Origin of the sequence: Xenorhabdus sp. BG5 (assembly GCF_015163665.1) — a bacterium.
Lineage (GTDB): Bacteria > Pseudomonadota > Gammaproteobacteria > Enterobacterales > Enterobacteriaceae > Xenorhabdus.
Genome location: NZ_JADEUG010000012.1, coordinates 1 through 20,902 on the forward strand (window position 1 = coordinate 1; position 20,902 = coordinate 20,902).

The following is a 20,902-nucleotide window of genomic DNA, read 5'->3' on the forward strand; positions in this document are numbered from 1 at the left end:
TGGCAGGGATCGGCTCAGGCGGTTAGCGCAGAAGGCGCCAGCCTTGTGCGGCGGCACGTCTGCGGCGCCGATAAGCGGGGGCGCCAGACATAATGCAGATTGTGCGATGTGAGCCGCTCTTCGGGCTGTGGGCGGGGCGGCGGAGCCGCACGGCGAATTTCGCCTAATCTCCCTGCATTATGTTGAATGGGCTTTGGGCGGCCGGCACAGGCTGCTTGGGGGCATCGTGGCCGCCGCCGCCCATGGCCCATTTACCCCCGCCGGCACCGAGGCTTCCGGGCAGTCCGGTCACGGTCTGCCCCTGCCCCGCACCCCGACGGACTCAACGGGGATTATTGGGCTGTCCCGTGCCCTGTGACGTCGGTTTGGCCTCAGACTCGCCACTGGCACGGCCTGAACCGTTCTCCGGCGGTTCGGTATGGTTGTCGGCGTCCGGTTGGGTTTGGGGGGCACGCTCTGCCGGATGGGTCTGGCTGTGCACCTGCTTGAGCTGTTTGATGGCGACCCGCGTATAGATCTGGGTCGTGTTGATCTTCTCATGCCCCAGCATCGCCTGGATATGACGGATATCCGCGCCGTTGTCCAGCATCTGTGTCGCCATGGAGTGCCGGAACAGGTGGCAGGCACCCGGTTTGTCAAGCTGTGCCTGCTCCCGGATAGCTTCGGCAGCGATTTGCGTTAACATCCCCGGACTGATGGGTTTTCCCCATTTCGTAACGAACAGGTGTCCGCTGTCATCACGCAGCGTTAACCGGGGCCGCGCATCTGCAACGTAACGGTCTACCCAGTCCAGCGCCCGCTCCCCGATGGGGATCACCCTGTCTTTGTGGCCTTTGCCCTGCCGTACCATCACCGCACCCCGCCCGAAGTCGAGATCATTCAGTCGCAGATTGCGCAGTTCGCCGCGCCGGATACCGCTGCTCCAGAGGATTTCCAGTATCGCCCGGTTGCGCAAGCCCATCGGCGTCTGTGTGTCCAGACTGGTCAGCACCTGCTCTGTTTCACTTTCGCTTAAGACCTGTGCGGGCAGGCGTTTCTCTTCCTTTGGCAATACCAGTAATTCCGCCGGATTGTAGAGAATATGGTGGCGCTGTAATAAGTGGCGGAACCACAACCGCAGCGTGCCCAGCCGCTCGCGCTGGCTGTTATTGCTGTAAAGTTGCCCATCCGGTTTGCGGTAACTGCGCAGATAACGCTGCCAGCTCTCCAGCAAAGGTAACGAGACTTGCGGGGCATAGTGAACGGCCCGCTGTTCGCACCATTCGATAAAAGGGCGCAGTTGGGCGCGATAGGTTTCCAGTGTCTTGGGGCTGCTGCCCTGTAATGCCCGGACGTCCAGCCACGCTTCAAGCTGCTGACGCAGCGTAATCAATGAGCTATCGTGTGAGATTGTCATGCGGATTTTCCTTTTTGTTGTGGAAGCTATCCGGCGGTACGGTATGACGGGGAGTTTTTATTGTGTTGCCGGAACAGTGATTTTTCGTTTTGTCAGACTTGCGGACGTTAAACCCGGTCTGGCTATGACTTTAGGGCTATTTTGCTTACCCAGACTTAGCCCCGACTTGGGGCAGACTTGGCATAGACTTGCCTCTATTTTGCCCAGACTTGCGGGGATCATACAGGCACGATCAGACCGCTTAAGTGGGCGCTGTCGCCGTCACCGTCCCACAACAGTTCGTATTGCAGCAGATGCCCGCGACTGCCGCCGTGAACAAGCAGATATTCCATGTCGCTGAGCCGCTGGCAATGCAGCTTAAGCTGGCTGTCACTCCAGTTCGTGTATGCCCGGATATCCCGCCGGGTAAAGCGCACTGCATTCAGGGCACACCGCTGTTCTGCTGCCATGTCGTGCGCCATCTGCTGGATCAGCAGTAACAGCTTGCGCGTCTGTGGCGGCATTTCGTCCAGCGTCCGGCCTAAGATTTCATGGGCTAACTGATTGGCGAGCCGGATATCGTCTTTCGTGACTTCGATATATTCCAGTGTCTTGCCGCGATGTTCTGCGGTCTTGATGTCCCGCTGGTGCTGGTGCAGCAGGGCAATGCTCTGGATTAAGGTGAGGTATTTCATATGGTCGCGGCGGGTGCGGGTTTTGTCTGACAGGAACGTCAGTTGCGACGCATACGGATTGACGACATTCAGCGGTTTCAGCAGCCGCTGGGCGTTCTGGTGAAGCGCCGTCAGATAGTCCCGCTCGTTCTCAGCCAGCAAGCCTTCAAGGGTTTGCTTCTGGCGCTGCACCGCATGGATCGCTTCCGTCTGCTCACGGGATTCATTGACCGTCAGCACCAGACAGCGGTTAAGCAGCTCTTCATCGACATCAATGGCCGTTGTGGTCAGCATCAGCATGACCGGGCCTTTGACGGTATAGCTTTTGGTCACCAGGTTTCCGGTCGCTTCATCTTTACCCGTGCTCGCCATGGTCAGCTCGCCGTCTGACTGCAACAGCTTGAGCGCGTAAGCCGCCTGTCGCACGCCTTCTTCTTCGGCTATCGCTAAAATCTTGTGCTGGAGATTGGTTTCACCGAGATAAAACAGGCTTTGCCCGGTCATGGCGCTGTACTGGATGCGCTCTTCTTCCGGCATCAGATTCAGTACGGCCTCCATCAGCGAAGATTTTCCGGCGGCGCTGCTGCTCTGGATCAGGACGGCTAACGGTTTGGGTAACTTGCGGCTCACTGCCGCCAAAAAGCCCGCCAGTAAGTTAGTGGATTCGCCAACCACACCACAGGCGGCTAAGTCAGCCGTAATACGGGCCGTCAGATAGGGATCTTGCAGTAAGGCCAGTGCTGCTTCTTGCTCTGTGTCACTCATTTTCGGCACATTGACCACGGATGCCGCGCCGCCTTGCTGCTGCCACTGTTCAACCGCCAGTAATACCTGCCCCAGTACCCGCCGGATGTCACCTTCGGTCAGACCCAGCTCAGCGGCGGCCATGCGGGAGTAACTATTGCGTGAGCGCCCGCTCATCAGATCAACCCCGTCAGCGAACAACACGCCGCTTTGTGTGTCCAGCACCTGTGCATTGAGTTTCATCGCCGCCGCACCGGCTTTCACCGTACCCAGACCGCGCAGACACCATTGCAGTGTCCCGGCTGAGATCAGCAACTCACCATGATCCCCGGACTCACAGACCACATTCGGCGTCACGCTGGGCGCAGGTTCAGCCGCTAAAGGGGAAGCGGATTCTGATACCGTGTCCGGCTCAGGTGTCTGGCGTTCAAGGGCCACCATATCCGCCGCCTCCTGCATTGGCACGGCACTCTCAAGCAGCAGGGCAAAGGCGGTTTCTGGCTCAGCCACCTGACACAGATACTCGTTGGCATCCATACTCGGTGGGAACACCACACGCAAGGGTATGATGCCTTTGGCAACCAGCGCGGCCGCCAGTTTCACCGCGGCATCATTGCCTGCCGTATCATTATCAAAGGCGATCAGCACCTGCTTAATGCCGTGCTGCTCAAAGACCTGCCAGTGATCCGCCGTGACGCCATGCACACCATAGGCTGCCGTGACATTGCGCTGCCCCGTCACCCAGAACGACATCGCATCGATCAGTGATTCACACAGGATAAGCGTTTTGGACGCACCCAGCGCCGCTGCATTCCAGACGCCTTGATGGGCACCCGGCAGGTACAGATGACGGATAACCGAGGCCCGCAGATCATCACTGATCATGCGTCCGTACAGTTCGTGGACTTGCCCCTGTGCATCCATCACTGGCACAACCAATGAACCGCGCAGGTGCTCCCGTCCGTTCTCCCGCAACACGCCAACAGCCTGTAGGCGGCGGCGGATCTCTGCCCCGGCCTTGTATTTACTGGCTGGCAGGCGGTAAGCCAGTGTCCGGTTGGCAAAGCCCAGCTTAAACTGGCTGACCAGCTCAGGATGATTGAGCCGCCGTTTGGACAGATACGCCTGGGCTTCTGGGGCATTGAGCAAGGTATGGTGATAAAACGCGACCACCCGTGACAGCAGCACCTGTTGCCCGATGGCATCACTGGCCAGCTCTTCCGGCTGCACCAGCGGCTCAACCGCCGGATTGTGCCCCAGCACCGCCTTTAAGCGTTCGGCGGCATGACGCAGGCTTAAATTCTCGGTTTTCATCACCCAGTCGATCACCGATCCGCCTGCACTGCAACCAAAGCAGTGATAGAGATTCTTCGACGGGGTGATCACCATCGAGGGCGTTTTCTCTTCATGGAACGGGCACAGCACGATCATGTCTTTGCCGCGCTTAAAGAGCTGCCGCCCCTGCTGCTCAATGATAGCCACTAAAGAGACGGCGGATTTTAGGTGCTGTAATTCTGCGTCGGGAATGCGAGCCATATCGATATTCCTTTAAATACCCGTCAAGATTCTTTACATGTATTATATTAGTACCTATAATGTAACTATTGTCAAGGGCGCATTACTGGAGGACTTACATTATGGATTCTGTATTATCATGGAGTTCTGAGATGAGTTTCTCTGCCCGTTTGATTCAACTACGGAAGCAAAAAGGGCTAACCCAGCAAGGGTTAGCTGATGCTGCCAACATTCATGTTCAGCAGGTTAAACGCTACGAAGCCGGAACTTCTGAACCCTCCGCCGAAGCCCTGCGCAAGTTAGCTAAAACGTTTTCTATTTCTGCTGACTGGTTACTTTTTGAAGAGGGCGAACGGACGCCACCTAATGAGTTTCTTTTTTTGTTCGAAGCGATTAATGAATTTCCCGAAGAAGAAAAAAACGTCATTAGAGAGATGCTGGAAGGAATGGTGATCAAGTATCAGGCGCGTAAGTGGTTGAAGAACTAAGACAACAGAATGATTTAGCGCGATAACAACAGGCGGCTACCTGCTGCTATCGCTCACCATAAGCAACTAAGAAGGAGTTGAATGATGGCTAAGGCGCATTCTAAGCAAAACCGCGCGGTAAATAAAGCCGCCAAAACCGAACGTTATTACACCGTGGGATACGTGCCGCAAAATAATAAGGCCACCGCCCCGCCTGCGATACACCTGAAAGGCCAGTGGCTTAAAGCGGCCGGATTCGATATTGGTGGAACACTCACCGTCAAGATTATGGACGGCTGTCTGGTGCTGATCCCTGACAGCGACGACACCCGCACCATTAAACAGCAGTACCAGCGCCAGCAAGACCAGCTCAGTGACATTAAGCTGCGAATGCGGGAGCTGATTGGGGAATATAAAAACCGCTAAGGGCAGGGACTGAGCGGCTCTAAAAAAGAAGAAAGCCGGAAGATCACTGGGATCTTTCCGGCTGTTATTATTAATTACCACTTATATGGATAGACATAATTTGATAAAACTTGTTGTTTAACATCTTCATCTAGACAGTTGTTTTCTTGCTTTTCAAAAAGTTCGATTTTTTTGATTGCAATATTTTTATTAACTTCTGGGATTTTTGAAAAAACTTCATCCCAATCATCTTTGTATCCATACATATTAAGCATTTTTTCTAAAGCTGAATTTATTAAAGGGCTGCTTGAATATGTTAGTGTTCCAGCCTCTTCACATTCGAATTTTGTATAAAGTATAAGCTTTATAATGGCATTGACTTCATCACGTTCTAGTTGAATAGATTCATTATCCATTATTTCCCTCCGCATTTTCTAATTTTAACTTGATTATCAGTAAGTTTTAGCCTTGTATCATAATCAAGATGCTCCAGCATGGCATAAGGATTTTTTCCTGAATATAGAATATCTTTTAGCTTTAGTTTTCCTTCATGAATATATTCCAACCTAGAAGATAAATGTATATTACCGCGCTCTCCCGGATCTACTTTAAAAATAATTGCATAATCTCCACGACCTGCATGAATAGGATTATTTATTAATAGATCTCTTAAAACATCTTTTGGCGACATTAATATATCTGTTATATAAACCTTTCCGCTGACGTTTGGATTTAGAACTCCACTCTTCATAATGCCATCAAAACCAGCTTTATTTGTGTAGTGAATAAATATATTTTCACCAGCTAATCCGAATGGATCTATAAGTCCCGTCGGATTATACACATAAGAATACGGGTTAAACCCGCCTGCCAGTCCCAACGGGTCCGGCGTGAGATAGCAACTCGCCACCGGCGAGTAATACCTGAACCGATTGTAGACCAGCCCGCTCTCCTCATCCAGCCATTGACCGGCAAATTGTAAGCCCGGATTCAGTTCGGCATTTTCACCCCGCATACCCAGACGCAGCCCGTACAGGCTCTGCGGTGGCTGGCGCCAAACTCGATGCCCTTCCGGATCAAACAACGCCAGTGGTTCCCCTGTCGGGGCACATACGGCATAGTGAGTTTCGATCTCTCCAGCAATCAATTCATCACGGTTTTCGGGATTTGGCGTAAAAAACTGCACCTGCTGCGCCAGCAACTGCCAGCCGTTGAACACCAGATGGCGGATGCAGTGCAACCGATTGTGTTGGTACTCACGAATTTCAGCCGGAACATCACCATCCCACAAATAGGTCATACGCATTTTGGCTTGTTTGCAAACTTTCTCAGTTCGTCGCCCAAAAGCATCATAGCGATATTCCCATTGTTGACCGCCTGGCGTCAGTACCCCAATGAGTTGATTTTGGCTGTTCCAGCGAAACTTCGTCAACTGAGCGCGGTGACCATCCTGCCATAACTGCATCGCCGTCATCCGGCCGGCATCGTCATATTCAAATAGATGTTGGCCGAGGCGCCTTAACCGATGCCCTTTTTGGTAAAGCCACTCACCATCAACTTCATTGAGGCCATCAAAACGGCGCGCCGGATAGCCACAAGCGTCATATTGATAATGTTCCCGCAACCGCTCGCCATCACTGACTGATGTGACCTGTCCGTTGCCGTTAACGACATAACGCAGCCATTGGCGTTCATCATTCGCTGCCACTAGATTAAGTGCATCATCGTAACGATATTCACGATCCATCCCCGCTAATGTAGGTTGTGGGATACCTGCAACTTCATGAGGGGTAAAAAATTGTGTGTTACGTCCGGCACGCTGGGAAGTGAGTAGCCCCATTAATGAATGTTCCTGACGCAGAATAAAACCTTTGTCAGACTGGCGGTGCCATTCATACCCATCCTCATCCCGTTCTAGTGTCAGGGTATGGCCACCATGAATAGTCAGTAAATTAAGCTCTCCAACTTTATTAACTGTGGTCTTTGCCTGCCAGCGTCGTCCATCTGGTGTGTTGAGTTGCCTTTCTGTTGTGGTGTTATCCGAATATTCTCGGAGAATTTCTCCATGCGGTTGGGTTTCTCTGACAAGACGACCTTGCTCATCGTATTCGAAGATCAGCGGGATACTGTCAGGCGTGGTGATTTCCAGTAGTCGGCCGATAAGATCATAACGGTAACGGGTGGTTCCTTCCGGTGTATGTATGGCTGTTAGTCTTTGTTCAGCATCGTATTCATAGCGGGTGATATTGCCTAAGGCATCGCGTTTTTCAATGCAATTACCATGCAGATCATAAGCATAATGCCATTGGGTGTCAGCATAGTCGGTTTCAGTAATAACCCGTCCGTCGGCATCCAGTGTGTAATGGTAGCTTTCCCCTTGTGGATTGATAACTTCCAGCAATTGCAGGTTGTCGAGATCATAACGGTACTGCCAGTGGTTTCCTTCACCATCTACACGCGCGACAGGTAAATCAAATGGTCCATATTCAATCTGCCATATTACCCCGTGGGCATCTGTCCATTCGGTCAGGTTACCGTGGCGGTCATGGCGGAAGCGCTCAATGCTGTTATTGGGACGATCATTTAAAGAGACTCGGTGATGACGGTCGTAATCCCAGCGCCAAAGTGCTCCACCCCCCGTGGTCATTCTCCGCAGGCGATCTTGACTGTCGTAACCTAATTGCAGGCTACGGTTTTCTTCATCAAATAATTTGGTCAGCCGTTGGTGGCGGTCATATTCCCAACTGCGTTTATTCCCGTCACTATCTTCTATGGCAATCACTAGACCAAATTCATTACGGGTCAGGGTAGTTTTGTGTCCATCCGGTGCAATAAAACATTCAGGATTGCCTTTATCATCGTATTGTTGCCACCAAACTCGTGCGAGTGGATCAGTCATACTGATAAGGCGATCGTCATTATCATAGTGATAATTCCACGTTGCGCTGATGGCATTGGTAAAGGTGGCCACCAAGCCGGTATCTGCAAGATAATCAAGGGTAATCATTTCCCCTTTTGGTAAGATCTGTCGGCGTAAATTTCCCCATTCATCGTATTCATAACGAGTAATGCCACCGCACGGTGTTTCCACTTGTGTTACTTGTTGCTGGTCATTGTAGTGCCAGGTTGTCGTGTGGCCTTGTGGCGTGGTTGAACGGGTGATGCCTGGCTCATAGGACAGGTGAACAGAATAGAAGCCACCGGAACCCACGCTATAGGTACAACGTCCCTGTTTATCGTAAACGTAATCCACTGCGGTCTGATCATTGTCAGACCAGCGACTGATTAACCCCTGTTCGTTGTATTCATAAAACAGGTGATATGTTTGTGTACTGTCTGCATCGGCCAGCCAGCCATTATCGTGATAGCGGTAACGTGCCATCACTTCATTAAGCCCATTATCAGTACGACGGATTTCTTCCAGCAAACCGTTTTCACGGTATAGCAATATAAGTTCGGGGCCATCACTATGGCTCACCTTAATCAGTTGATGTTGTTCACTATAATGAAAGCGAATAGTGTTATCGTTGCGGTCACGGTGTTCCGTCAGTCGCCAGCTCAGGGTGCCATCTTTCTCTGTTGCAGTCGGTAAGGTGAAATATTTGCGAATTGAACTATGGCGATCACTTAGGATAAGCCCTTGTTTATATCGGCTTAGTTTGAAATTAGGGTGTTCGGGATTGACGCTGTGGTTATAACTGTCTGGTAGGGCAAAGTGAAGTGAGGCGCCTTCTGTCGTCAGAATTTCTACCCGATCCCCGGTGACGAGGGCACATTCGGAGAAGTTATCCAGCCAGTTTTCTCCCAGTAATCCACGATACCCAGGGGACCAACTGCGGGTAAATTGCAATGGCACTGTTTGTCCTAACTCGATATCGGTACGTCTGTCAAACAGAGAACCGGTAGTGACATCTATCGGGTCGCCTGTAAAAAATTTTTTGGTGCTTTCTGTATAACGCTTCAACCCCTTGTTTTCTTTGAAAGCATTTTTGGCACAACTTATATTTTTACCTCCAACGATCTTGATCGCTTTTTTAGCACCTGTTTGGGCGCCGTCCAGAATGGCTTTTCGGCCAGATTTAGTGAACAGTTTTGCAAAACCTTTTGCCGCGCCTCGTGATGGCGGAACGAGGAATTCTACTGCAACAAGTAACGCACGCTGCCAGAGTGGGAACTCTTCTTGTATCTCAAGGTAGGTGCCTTGGCCTGAACCAATAAATACTTTGCTTGCCCCACCTTTGATGGTCGAGCCACACTCCAGTTTATCCTTGATCCGGGCGGCTGGTTTCTTGTTGATAAACACGCTTTCACTGCCCTGAGCGATGCGTGGTGCGGAATGTTTTTTACACGCTGCTGTGTCCAGCTCCACCCGTGCCGCTGGTTTGCCTTCAATAAAGACATTAGGTGAACCGCTGGCAATAACACCGTCTGGTGAACTACAGCTATTTACTGCATCCGTGACTGCCGAACTAGCTCGGTTTATTAGATCGCCAAATTTGAATGTAGCCAGGGTGCCAAGTGCCATAATAGCCACTGTAGCCAATCCACCCGTTGCACCGATCAACAGTGCCGCAGCACCAAATATTGCAGCTCCGATCAATGCACCAGCAATAGCACCCGCAAGTGCGCCTAAGAAACTGCTGTGCTGGATAGGATCTCCTTCACGTGCCGCAGCCGGGCCTGGCTCTCTCGCTGTTGCTTGAAGTTGCTTGCTGGCATGGGTTGCGCCTACCCGCGCAGTGCGAATGACAATTTCATCCATTAATCCCATCGTTGCTCTCCAATCAAGTCGCTTGGAAACTACTGACAACCGCCAGCAGAGCGTTACGCTGTCCTTCATCAAACGGCTGTGGAGAAGTCAGGTTAAAAGCCAGCAATAAATTCCCCTGTATTTGTAACACCACGGTCTGGTGCATCTCACCCTCTGGGCTTTGCCATTGATAATCCAGCCGCCAGGCAGGGTCACCGCCAAGTTCTATTTCCAGTCTTTGATGCTCCTTATAACCGGGTAGATGAGTTTTAAACTGAGTCAATGTTTGAGCGTAGTAGGTGCTGTGGTCGGAACCCATAGGCACGTGTGTGCGGTTAATCACCAAATTGATGCCACTGTTATCTGGCAGAACAAATACGTTCATTGATTCGTCACGCCAGTTATCTGGAATAGCGAGAGTTCCTTCGTTTATCTGGTAGGTTTGTGTATTCATGGGGGGCTTCCTTTTGTCACTCTGTTCTGTTTCGTGTACTGCATATGTATTTGTTTATGGGATAGATCTTTTGCATGGCTCACCTGAATTAGTTCAGCTGAATCTGTTCCTTACCGTTGATGATGATATTTTTACCCGTGAGATGGATGTTGCCTTCTTTGTCCAAAGTGATACTGGCTCCAGCGGTGCGAATTTCGATGCCACCATTAACTGATTGAATAGAAATATTGTCCTTGGCACTTAGTTGGCTATTCTTCTCCACCGTCACTTGTTGGTTGCCGTGGATAGTGCTGATTTCCTCACCAGTCACTTCTTTGATGCGATCTTTACGCACCGATATCACTTGGTTGTTACCGATGCTTTCGGTGTGATCGTGTTTCACCTGAGTGGTACGGTCGTTGAGGACCGTGGTATTCATATTGTTTAGGACAGTCGTATTCATATCTTTTTGAGCATGAAGGGAAAGCTGTTCACTGCCTTTTGCATCCTCAAATAACAGCTCGTTATAGCCTTCGCCTTTATGTGTTTTGGAACGGAAAGACATCTGGGTCTTGCTGCCCGGCAACCCGCCTGGAGGAATGTTGCTGGCATGGTAGGTTCTGCCAATAACAATGGGTTGGTCAGGGTCGCCGTGCAGGAAATCCACGACAACCTCTTGTCCGACACGAGGAATAGCCAGCATTCCCCAGCCTTGCCCTGCCCACGGGTGTGTAACACGTATCCAACAGGAGCTTTGATCATCACTGCGGCCATAGCGATCCCACGGAAACTGGAGACGGACACGACCATATTGGTCACAGAAAATCTCCTCACCCGCAGGACCAACAACTTTGGCGATTTGCGGTCCATCAATGATTGGTTTGGGGAGTGGCGAAGGGCGCCAAGTCTGGGTTTGACGGATAAAACTAAATTGGCTATGCAGCGTAGTGCCATCGCCTGTTGTTTCTTGCTCTAAAGCTTGTGGTTGATGGCCTGTATGGGTGGCGGTGATCACCTGCCATGATTGATTCAATGCTTCGCGTGGATGGTTGCTCAATATGAACAAACGTCCTGGTTGTACAGCGATAGCTCGACCGCTGCCTTGTCCGGTGATGGCATCATTGCGCAGTGCTTCAAGGCGATAGCGGGTAAAAGCTGCGCCGTGCCGTTCGTTTTTAAAACGCCCCGGATAGTCGTAGTGTTCGTAATAGAGTTGTTGCAGATTATCGTCTTTCATCTGCTGGCTGAATTCTGCCGACCAGGCTGGATTTTTGAAGGTGTAATCCTTGAGCTTAACTTGTGCAGGCTTAACTTGAGCGCTGTTGGTTAAGTGACTGACACAGGCTTCCCCTGTTGATCCGTTTTCACTGGGTTGGTAGGGGAGTTCGATACCGGGTGGCACTGAACCTGAATCATCGGCAAATACCAGAGTATTGCGGCCATTGCTGCACTCAAAGAAGTAGAAAATACCTTCTTCGGCAGTTAAACGCTGGAGAAAAGTAAAATCACTTTCTTGATATTGAACACAAAATTCCCGTTCGGGATGTGGATGGCGCAGGCTGAAGACCACATCCCGAATGCCATGTTCTTTTAGGATAGTGGTGATGATCGTCTTAATATCCCGTTGTTGGAAAATGCGTGAGTTTTGGCGTAATGTCGTACGCCACAGATCAGGGCGAATGCTCATTTGATAGGTGGTTTGGTGTAAGCCAATATTGCCTTGTTCAAAACGGGATACCATGCCACTGATGCTGCGTTGTTCGATTCCTTCCTGCAAAATGGTCAATGTCGCTGTACGGTCGAGTACCTCTGAAAAATCAATGGCAGGGTTGGCGCTTGCTAGTCCAACATCAAGCTGGAAGGGATTCGAGAAACTCTCTGTTAGCGTGAAATTTGTCACTACAAAGGTTTTCGGCGATAAACTACCGGCGCTCAGCGTGAACAGCAGACCGCTAGAAGATGGGTTGCCCTTTTTTAATGACATATTGTTCTCCCGTATTTAGCGCTGATGAGCGCAAGAGTGATAACGGAAAGTGTTTAATGCGGAGGACATTGAGAATGATAAGAGTGTCGACGGCTTGTGCTTGATAAACATTTGGCAGAGGGATACGGCATTCTTCCCTGAACCGACAACGAGAGCGACAATCCATATGTCCTTACCCCACAAACTTAAAAGTTTTGTCGTTCAGATAACAGAAAGGAGGATATAGTACTTCTTTGTTCTGTATAACAAATGATCTAATGAGTGTGATTGAAATCACTTAATAATTTATGTAAATCAATAAATTATAAACTAATGGTGGGGTTAAAAATGGACATGCCCATGAGAAGAGAATGTGTTTTGCTGGCACATTCCTTCATTTATTTTGAGTTTGTATTCATCAACCAACCAAATAAGTCCCCATCGCACTGGCGATATGCATTTGTTTTTCATTATGCAATTCAATTCTGGCGACAGAGACTTTATTGCCCGCGCGGATAAGATGACAACTGGCAGTAAATACTTCACCACGTCCGGGGCGCAGATAATCCACGCGTAAATCAATCGTGCCCAATGTAGTTAGGCGTTTTTGGATCTCTGCGATGGTCATTGCTTCAATTGATATCAATGCATTGCCTGCACAAACCAGCCCTCCAGCAACATCTAATATGGAAGCGATCGCACCACCGTGTAGAATCTTATGAATCATATTGCCGATCAATTTTTCTTGGTAGCAAAATTGCAGTTCTGCGTAGTCTTGTTCGAAGCGGAGCAGTTCGAGACCCAACAGGCGATTGAATGGCATATGATAAACAAAGATTTCACCTATAAATTTACGGGCTTCTTCTGGGGTTAAGATGGTGTCTACTGGTTGAATATTTTCCATGGTGGTTTTCCTGATAACCTGATAATGAAAAGTAAAATCAACGGGTGTTAAATGGGTTCACATAGTTAATGGATTGTTAAGCTTATGCTTTCATTACCGACTTTGCCAGTCTGTGAAGCGCTTCGAGGAACAATTCATGGGGAAAAAAACAGACTACAAAAAATAATCATATAGTGTGTAGAATAAGCAGTAATTTTTTATATACAGGAGATCGGATCGCGACTGTATTTTTATAGCCTGTTTTTAGGCTTTTTCAGGGATTATCTTTTAACGATCGAGGAAAGGCGTGTTTACCGCAGAACTCATCAGCACGGCATCGCTGGCTGAACAAGCATTAAGAAAAACATTCGGATACCAGCAATTTCGTCCGGGACAACAGCAAGTTATTGACGCCGTTCTTGACGGGCGCGACTGTCTGGTGGTTATGCCAACGGGAGGCGGTAAATCGCTGTGCTACCAGATCCCCGCATTGGTTAAAAATGGGCTGACTCTGGTTGTGTCTCCACTCATTTCATTGATGAAAGACCAGGTTGATCAGCTACGTGCGAATGGCGTTGAAGCGGAATGTCTGAACTCAACTCAAAATCGTGAACAGCAATTTGATATCATTCAACGTTGCCGTAAGGGGAGTGTTAAACTGCTTTATATCGCCCCTGAACGGTTGGTAACGGATAACTTTCTTGACCAACTCCGCAACTGGCAGCCTGTTTTATTGGCTGTCGATGAAGCTCACTGTATTTCTCAATGGGGGCATGATTTTCGCCCAGAATATCGAGCATTAGGGCAACTTCGTCGTCGTTTCCCCGATCTTCCGGTGATCGCACTAACCGCTACAGCAGATAAAGCGACCCGTCAGGATATCGTTCGTTTACTGGAGTTGAATGAGCCGATTATCCATATCAGCAGCTTTGATCGTCCGAATATTCGCTATACCTTAGTTGAAAAATACAAACCGCTTGATCAGCTCTGGTCATTTGTCCGTGGCCAGCAGGGAAAAAGTGGCATTATCTATTGCAATAGTCGTAATAAAGTGGAAGAAACCGCGGAGCGTCTGCAAAAGCGGGGGGTAAGTGTTGCGCCTTACCATGCAGGGCTGGAAAACAGCCAACGGGCATGGGTACAAGATTCTTTCCAGCGAGATGATTTGCAGGTCGTTGTAGCAACGGTTGCATTTGGTATGGGAATTAATAAACCTAATGTGCGCTTTGTCGTGCACTTTGATATTCCCCGTAATATCGAATCTTATTATCAGGAAACTGGTCGGGCTGGGCGAGATGGCTTACCGGCGGAAGCTGTGCTGTTTTACGATCCTGCGGATATGGTATGGCTGCGTCGCTGTTTAGAAGAAAAACCCACGGGTGAACAACAGGATATTGAGCGGCATAAACTCAATGCTATGGGCGCATTTGCACAGGCGCAGACCTGTCGGCGCTTGGTATTGCTGAATTATTTTGGGGAAAGCCGCCAAACAGCTTGTGGCAACTGTGATATTTGCCTTGACCCTCCCAAACGCTACGACGGTCTGGTAGAAGCACAGAAAGCGCTGTCCTGCATCTATCGCGTTGGACAACGTTTTGGCATTGGCTATATTGTAGAAGTACTACGTGGTTCAAATAATCAACGCATTAGAGATTTCGGGCACGATAAGCTGCCTGTTTATGGTATTGGTAAAGAGCAGAGTCAGGAACATTGGATGAGCGTCTTGCGTCAGCTTATTCACTTGGGGCTGATCAGCCAAAACATTGCCAACTATTCTGCATTGCAATTGACAGAGGCTGCACGGCCTGTATTACGTGGCGAAATATCTCTGCAACTTGCCGTACCACGTATCCAAAACTTGAAAAGCCGTAATCAGCAAAACAAATCGTACAGCGGCAACTATGATCGTAAATTATTTGCTAAGTTGCGCAAATTGCGTAAGTCCATTGCTGATGAAAACAATATTCCACCTTTTGTTGTTTTCAATGATGTCACGTTAATTGAGATGGCAGAACAGTGCCCAATAACGCCAGATGAACTTTTGCTGATTAATGGCGTTGGTCAGCGGAAATTGGAGCGTTTTGGTGATGCATTTATGACCTTAATCCGCGAGCATTTTGAAGAATTCGAGTAACTGGAAGATTTAAATAACTAAAGGACAATGAACTGAGGATGAAGAATGGTATCTGAGATATTGAAAGCTAGCTGGTTAAACCGTGAACCTCAGTTCTCAGCCTTTACGAATGGACTATTACTGGATTTTTGGCAAACAAGAGAAGAACGGCAATTTGTAGGAGTTGATGATATTTCCATCCATTATGTCTCCTTTTGTTCCTGCCATCATGACAAAACACTTGTCATTTTACCCGGTCGTAGTGAAAGTTACGTGAAATACCCTGAAGTGGCCTATGATTTTTATCATCTGGGTTACGATGTTTTCATTATTGATCATCGTGGGCAAGGCCGTTCAGGGCGCATGTTGGACGATCGACAAAAAGGCCATGTTGAAGCGTTCGATCATTATGTGGATGACTTAGCTAAATTTATTGAGCTTGAAATCGCACCTCGTCAGTCTCATCGCTGCTATGCTCTGGCCCATTCAATGGGTGGCGCGATTTTGAGCCGTTTTCTGATACGTTACCAGGAGCCGATTTTTCGGGCTGTGGCGTTATGTGCGCCGATGTTTGGTATCAACTTACCCATGCCTCGTTGGTTGGCAAATTTTCTGGTTAACCAGGCGGAACCTAATGTCAAAAGACGTAACGCTTATGCCTTGTCAACGGGGCAATGGCAGCCATTACCCTATTTTATCAATCTATTAACGCACAGTTATGCGCGTTATCAGCGTTATTTGCGTTACTATGCTGATTATCCTGAATTGCGCCTTGGGGGGCCAACTTACCATTGGATGCGTGAAAGTATGCTGATGGGCGATAATCTGGTTGAAAATGCGGGCAAAATTCAAACTCCACTCATCGTATTACAAGCAAGTGAAGATAAGATAGTAAGTAATCGGGAGTTATTAGCTTTTTGTGCATCTCACCAAAATCCTCTGATTATCCAGGGGGCTCATCACGAAATCCTGTTTGAAAAAGATGCATTGCGAGCGCAAGCCCTCAATGCAATTTGTGATTTTTTTGACCAGAACTGATTTAGTTTAGGAACTATAACCATGTATCATGTTGTTGCTTCAGATTTAGATGGCACTTTGTTATCTCCCGACCATAAATTAACCCCGTATACCAAGGAAACACTGAACTTATTGACGGAACAAGGGATTCATTTTGTTTTTGCAACAGGGCGCCATCATATTGATGTGGGACAGATCCGTGATGGATTGGGTATTGATGCTTATATGATCACTTCCAACGGTGCAAGGGTTCACAATACCCAGGATGAATTGATATTTAGCCATAACTTAGATTCTGATATTGCCCATGATTTGTGTTTATTGGAGTTTGATAATCCCGATATCCTGACTAATTATTTTAATAACGATGATTGGCTAATAAATAGAGAATCTCCTGAACAGAAAGCGTTTTTTCAGGAGTCCGTTTTCCATTACCAACTTTTTCAGCGCGATAATTTTCCCACAGATGGCGTATGCAAGGTTTACTACACCAGTGAAGATCATGATTATTTGGTGGATTTGGAAGAGAGGATTAAAGCCCGTTGGGGGGAAAGGGTTAATGTCAGTTTTTCACTGAGAAATTGTTTGGAAGTGATGGCTGGTAGTGTTTCTAAAGGTCATGCATTGGAGCAAGTTTGTCAATTGATCGGATATCAATTAAATGACTGCATTGCTTTTGGCGATGGTATGAACGATCGGGAAATGTTAAGTGTAGCCGGTAAAGGCTGCATTATGCAGGGAGCACACCAGCGTTTGAAAGATATTTTACCTGAGATGGAAGTCATTGGTTCCAATGCGGATGATGCTGTTTCTGGTTATTTACGGAAAATGTATCAGGTTTAAAGACGCTAATTGTTTGAAAACAGCATCACAAGGATGCTGTTTTCCTATATACGCATTAAACTTCAAGCTGCAATCCGCAAGACGAGGCGAGGCCTTATATTTCCCCGCGCCGCGCGGAAATATAACATGCATCTTGAAGTTGGATTGGTATACATTGCGTTATTTTACCTGGATTAGTTTAATATCCTGATTTAATCATAAATTTAGATTCCAATTTATTTGAGTATGAGGCTCTTTTTTACTGAATATTGAACGGGAGAGCGTTATTATATTCTTATAAACTAATTTTTAGTTCTTTGTTTTAAAATTCATTAATTACAAAAGTTAATTTTTACCTGATATTTATGACTCATATTCAATTATTGATTTCTTACGTTTGAGTATTCTACGCGAGTAGATAAATTTATGTAAATATCATTCATGAATAACAATAATATTGTTCAATATATATTGTTGGAATTAAAAATTTACTGTTCCAACATTCAGGGAATATCTTGCTATGCCGTATAAACATACGGCGTCAGCTGTCACTCAGATACAACATGCTTCAGAAGCATGCCTGGCAACAAAAGAAGGACGTAAGGGGTTTGGACGGGCCATTTTTTCCTGTTGGTTAGGGACAACAATAGAGTATGCCGATTTTGCTCTGTATGGTTTAGCAGCAGGCATTATTTTTGGTGATGTTTTTTTCCCAAATATGACGCCCTCCGTTGCCTTGTTTGCCAGTTTTGCAACCTATTCAGTAGGATTCATCGCTCGGCCGTTTGGTGCTCTTGTGTTTGGATGGTTAGGGGATCGTAAAGGACGTAAGATCGTCATGATGATGACGGTCATTCTGATGGGAATTTCAACCACGCTAATAGGACTTATTCCAAGCTATGCCCATATCGGTATTTGGGCTCCTGCTTGCTTAGTCATATTGCGGTTCATGCAAGGTTTGGGAGCTGGAGCCGCTTTATCCGGTGGTACGGTCATTTTGGGGGAGTTTGCACCACCTGCAAAACGAGGCTTAGTTTCATCTGTCGTTGCCCTTGGTTCGAATAGTGGAACGTTATTGGCATCACTGGTTTGGTTGCTGGTATTGACTCTGGATAAAGAAAGTTTACTGGATTGGGGATGGCGTATTCCATTTTTGTCGAGTGCTTTGATTGCAATAGTTGCGTTCTATATTCGGCGACATATGAGTGAGACCCCTGTTTTTGAGCGTTATAAGGCAATGTTGGCAGAGCAACGTTTACAATCATTAGTCGTAAGTGAACACCAACAAGTTACTGATGAAAAGCGACGTTTTTGGCAACGTACTAAAGCCTTTTGGGTCATGGTTGGCTTACGAATTGGCGAGAATGGCCCATCATATCTGGCCCAAGGATTTATCATTGGCTATGTGGCTAATGCACTGATGCTGGATAAATTTATTCCTACGAGCGCGGTGTTCATCTCATCCATTTTGGGTTTCTTGATTATTCCAATTTCAGGTTATCTATCTGATTGTTTCGGACGCCGTATCACTTACCGCTGCTTTTGCCTGTTACTCGTACTTTACGCATTTCCTGCTTTTATCTTATTGGAGAGCCGTGAACCTATGATTGTCATTCCAACAATTGTAATAGGAATGGGATTGGCCTCTTTAGGGATATTTGGCGCTCAGGCTGCATGGGGAGTGGAACTCTTTGGGGTAGCGAATCGTTATACCAAAATGGCTGTGGCAAAAGAGTTGGGTGCAATGCTTTCAGGGGGAACTGCTCCATTGATTGCATCGGCATTTTTGTCTTTTACCGGGCATTGGTGGCCAATTGCCTGTTATTTTTCATTGATGGCAGGTATTGGATTTATCACAACATTTTTCGCGCCAGAAACGCGAGGTAGGGATCTTAATTTACTTGAAGATGCCATTTAAGAGCTTGTCTGTTCTGGTTATTAGCCTTATATCTTTAAACAGTGGAATACACGAATATCATGAATTCACATCTGAAAAGAGTGACACGTAGTGATGTGGCAAGAGAAGCTGGAACCTCGGTGGCCGTTGTCAGTTATGTGATTAATGGTGGTCCAAGGCCTGTTGCAGAAGCTACTCGCCAACGTGTATTGAATGCTATCCAAAAAACAGGGTATCGGCCCAATAATATTGCGAAGGCTTTAGTTTCTGGCACGACTCACTCTTATGGGCTTATCTTGCCAAACATCGCTAATCCTTTTCTTTCTTCTGTTGCTCATGCTTTGCAGCAGGAGGCTTTCAAACATGGGCAAGTATTGTTACCTGGGGATTCGGGGGATAATCGTAGCCGTGAAAGAGAGCTATTGAATAATTTATTAAACCGTCAGATTGATGGTCTGTTGTATACCAGCGTTGATCGACATCCTTATATTGACCTTATTCAGGCCAGTGGTACGCCTTGTGTTATGTTGGATTGGGTTAATGCAGGTGCAAATGTCAGTGCAATTCGTGTCAATGAGAGGATTGCAGCATTCAAAGTGACCCAACATTTGATCCAGCATAGTTATCGTGATATCGCCATTATTTGTGGCCCTCTTGATATGTTAAATACCCAGGATCGGCTATCAGGGTGGAGTGATGCTTTAAAACAGGCAAATTTGGTGGTACGTGATGAGTGGATTTTTCCTACGGAATATACTCGTCAGGGCGGTTATGAAGCGACCTTGCAAATGTTAAAAGGAAAACATCCTCGAGCGTTGTTTGCAACTAATGAATTACAGGCTTTTGGTTGTTTACGTGCGTTGGCTGAAAATGGGTTAGCCGTTCCCGATGATATTGCATTAGTTTGTTTTAATGCTACCTTGCAATCACAATTTAATGTGCCTTCTTTAACGGCGGTGCGTCAACCTATCGACAAAATGGCCAAAACAGCTATTGAAATATTAAGAACATGGAATGGAACCGCTCAGGAGCGTGAGTTTGAATTCGAATTACAAATTGGTGAATCTTGTGGGTGTAAGCTTAGTTTATAGTAAAATAATGTGTCTTATTTTTCTGATAAATTTATGCGTAACTTTGATATGAGTTAAAGATATTTATATAGTTCCTGTTTCTAATTTTACTTTTGTAAGGTTTTTTTAAATCACTATCTAATAATAGTATAAATAAGGAAATATTTATCAACTAGTAATGAACTATGGACATTAAAAGATAATTAAGTATAAAATTTATCATCCTTTATAGTTTGTCTGCTTTTCTTTTATATAATTTGATTTAGATGAAGTGATATTATGAATTGGTATCTAAGTGTTTTGAAAAATTATGCTGGATTCTCTGGCCGTGCCCGCCGTAAAGAATATTGGATGTTCTCTTTATTTAACATGATTGTATTCCTGGCCCTTATAGCATTGGCTTCAGCAATTAATGATATTACTGGTTTGGCATTGTTGGCGATTTATATCATTGTTACTTTTATTCCAAGTCTTGCTGTAACAGTACGCCGACTGCACGATATTAACTGTTCTGGATGGTGGTTTTTATTAGCTTTCGTTCCCGTAGCCAGCATTATTTTATTCGTATTTACTCTGTTGGAAGGTACTCAGGGTGATAATGAGTACGGTGCTGATCCAAGAAGAAAGTATTAATATCTAAAAATATTTAATTTATTATACATAAATCAATGGATTGTTGTGTTTCTAGTATATGCGCATTAAACTTCAAATTGCAATTTACAACACTATATGAAACCTGATATCTTCCCGCTTCGCGGGGAGATATCACACGCC

At 47.0% G+C, this 20,902-nt stretch carries 16 protein-coding genes; 8 read left to right on the plus strand and 8 right to left on the minus strand.

Annotated features, from left to right (window positions below):
* Positions 1–322 precede the first annotated feature (322 nt).
* Positions 323–1,396 (minus strand): site-specific tyrosine recombinase XerC, encoded by a 1,074-nt coding sequence (gene xerC / locus IQ209_RS08160; RefSeq protein WP_193850698.1) that lies wholly within the window; start codon positions 1,394–1,396, stop codon positions 323–325.
* A gap of 218 nt (positions 1,397–1,614) precedes the next feature.
* The gene (locus IQ209_RS08165) at positions 1,615–4,329 is read right to left on the minus strand and encodes a CHC2 zinc finger domain-containing protein (protein ID WP_193850700.1); all 2,715 of its coding nucleotides are present in this window, start codon (positions 4,327–4,329) and stop codon (positions 1,615–1,617) included.
* A 131-nt stretch (positions 4,330–4,460) separates the two neighbouring features.
* On the opposite strand from IQ209_RS08165, the gene IQ209_RS08170 reads away from it, so the two are divergent.
* Entirely contained in the window at positions 4,461–4,796 is a 336-nt protein-coding gene (locus IQ209_RS08170; RefSeq protein WP_327213553.1) for a helix-turn-helix transcriptional regulator, read from the plus strand.
* Positions 4,797–4,880: 84 nt separating this feature from the next.
* Positions 4,881–5,201 carry a SymE family type I addiction module toxin gene (locus tag IQ209_RS08175; protein ID WP_193850702.1) on the plus strand — a complete coding sequence of 107 codons (321 nt, stop codon included), beginning with the start codon at positions 4,881–4,883 and terminating at the stop codon, positions 5,199–5,201.
* Between the two features lie 74 nt (positions 5,202–5,275).
* Here the strand turns inward: IQ209_RS08175 and IQ209_RS08180 are convergent, their stop codons facing one another.
* The 6 genes from IQ209_RS08180 to IQ209_RS08205 all read right to left on the minus strand — a co-directional run bounded on the left by IQ209_RS08180 (position 5,276) and on the right by IQ209_RS08205 (position 13,230).
* Positions 5,276–5,596 (minus strand): hypothetical protein, encoded by a 321-nt coding sequence (locus IQ209_RS08180; RefSeq protein ID WP_193850704.1) that lies wholly within the window; start codon positions 5,594–5,596, stop codon positions 5,276–5,278.
* Positions 5,596–9,951, minus strand: a complete 4,356-nt coding sequence (locus tag IQ209_RS08185; protein WP_193850706.1) for an RHS repeat-associated core domain-containing protein — start codon at positions 9,949–9,951, stop codon at positions 5,596–5,598. The genes IQ209_RS08180 and IQ209_RS08185 overlap by 1 nt, the downstream gene beginning before the upstream one ends.
* Before the next feature lie 13 nt (positions 9,952–9,964).
* Entirely contained in the window at positions 9,965–10,384 is a 420-nt protein-coding gene (locus tag IQ209_RS08190) for a DUF1795 domain-containing protein (protein ID WP_193850708.1), read from the minus strand.
* A gap of 88 nt (positions 10,385–10,472) precedes the next feature.
* On the minus strand, positions 10,473–12,347 hold the full coding sequence (gene tssI / locus IQ209_RS08195) for a type VI secretion system tip protein VgrG (protein WP_193850710.1): 1,875 nt from the start codon (positions 12,345–12,347) through the stop codon (positions 10,473–10,475).
* Positions 12,316–12,513, minus strand: a complete 198-nt coding sequence (locus IQ209_RS08200; protein WP_193850712.1) for a hypothetical protein — start codon at positions 12,511–12,513, stop codon at positions 12,316–12,318. Before IQ209_RS08200 ends, tssI begins: the two co-directional genes overlap by 32 nt.
* A 231-nt stretch (positions 12,514–12,744) precedes the next feature.
* Positions 12,745–13,230: a thioesterase family protein gene (locus IQ209_RS08205; RefSeq protein ID WP_193850714.1), complete on the minus strand. Its 486-nt coding sequence runs from the start codon at positions 13,228–13,230 to the stop codon at positions 12,745–12,747.
* Positions 13,231–13,516: 286 nt separating this feature from the next.
* On the opposite strand from IQ209_RS08205, the gene recQ reads away from it, so the two are divergent.
* The 6 genes from recQ to IQ209_RS08235 all read left to right on the plus strand — a co-directional run bounded on the left by recQ (position 13,517) and on the right by IQ209_RS08235 (position 20,761).
* The gene (gene recQ / locus IQ209_RS08210; protein WP_193850716.1) at positions 13,517–15,343 is read left to right on the plus strand and encodes an ATP-dependent DNA helicase RecQ; all 1,827 of its coding nucleotides are present in this window, start codon (positions 13,517–13,519) and stop codon (positions 15,341–15,343) included.
* Positions 15,344–15,388: 45 nt separating this feature from the next.
* Complete coding sequence (pldB, locus tag IQ209_RS08215; protein ID WP_193850719.1) at positions 15,389–16,360, plus strand: lysophospholipase L2; 972 nt, start codon at positions 15,389–15,391, stop codon at positions 16,358–16,360.
* A 21-nt stretch (positions 16,361–16,381) separates the two neighbouring features.
* Positions 16,382–17,182, plus strand: a complete 801-nt coding sequence (gene yigL, locus IQ209_RS08220; protein WP_193850721.1) for a sugar/pyridoxal phosphate phosphatase YigL — start codon at positions 16,382–16,384, stop codon at positions 17,180–17,182.
* A gap of 499 nt (positions 17,183–17,681) precedes the next feature.
* The gene (locus IQ209_RS08225; protein ID WP_193850723.1) at positions 17,682–19,079 is read left to right on the plus strand and encodes an MFS transporter; all 1,398 of its coding nucleotides are present in this window, start codon (positions 17,682–17,684) and stop codon (positions 19,077–19,079) included.
* Between the two features lie 59 nt (positions 19,080–19,138).
* A complete protein-coding gene (locus IQ209_RS08230; protein WP_193850725.1) occupies positions 19,139–20,149 on the plus strand; it encodes a LacI family DNA-binding transcriptional regulator in 1,011 nt (336 codons plus the stop codon).
* 258 nt (positions 20,150–20,407) lie between these two features.
* Positions 20,408–20,761 carry a DUF805 domain-containing protein gene (locus tag IQ209_RS08235; RefSeq protein WP_193850727.1) on the plus strand — a complete coding sequence of 118 codons (354 nt, stop codon included), beginning with the start codon at positions 20,408–20,410 and terminating at the stop codon, positions 20,759–20,761.
* Positions 20,762–20,902: the final 141 nt, after the last annotated feature.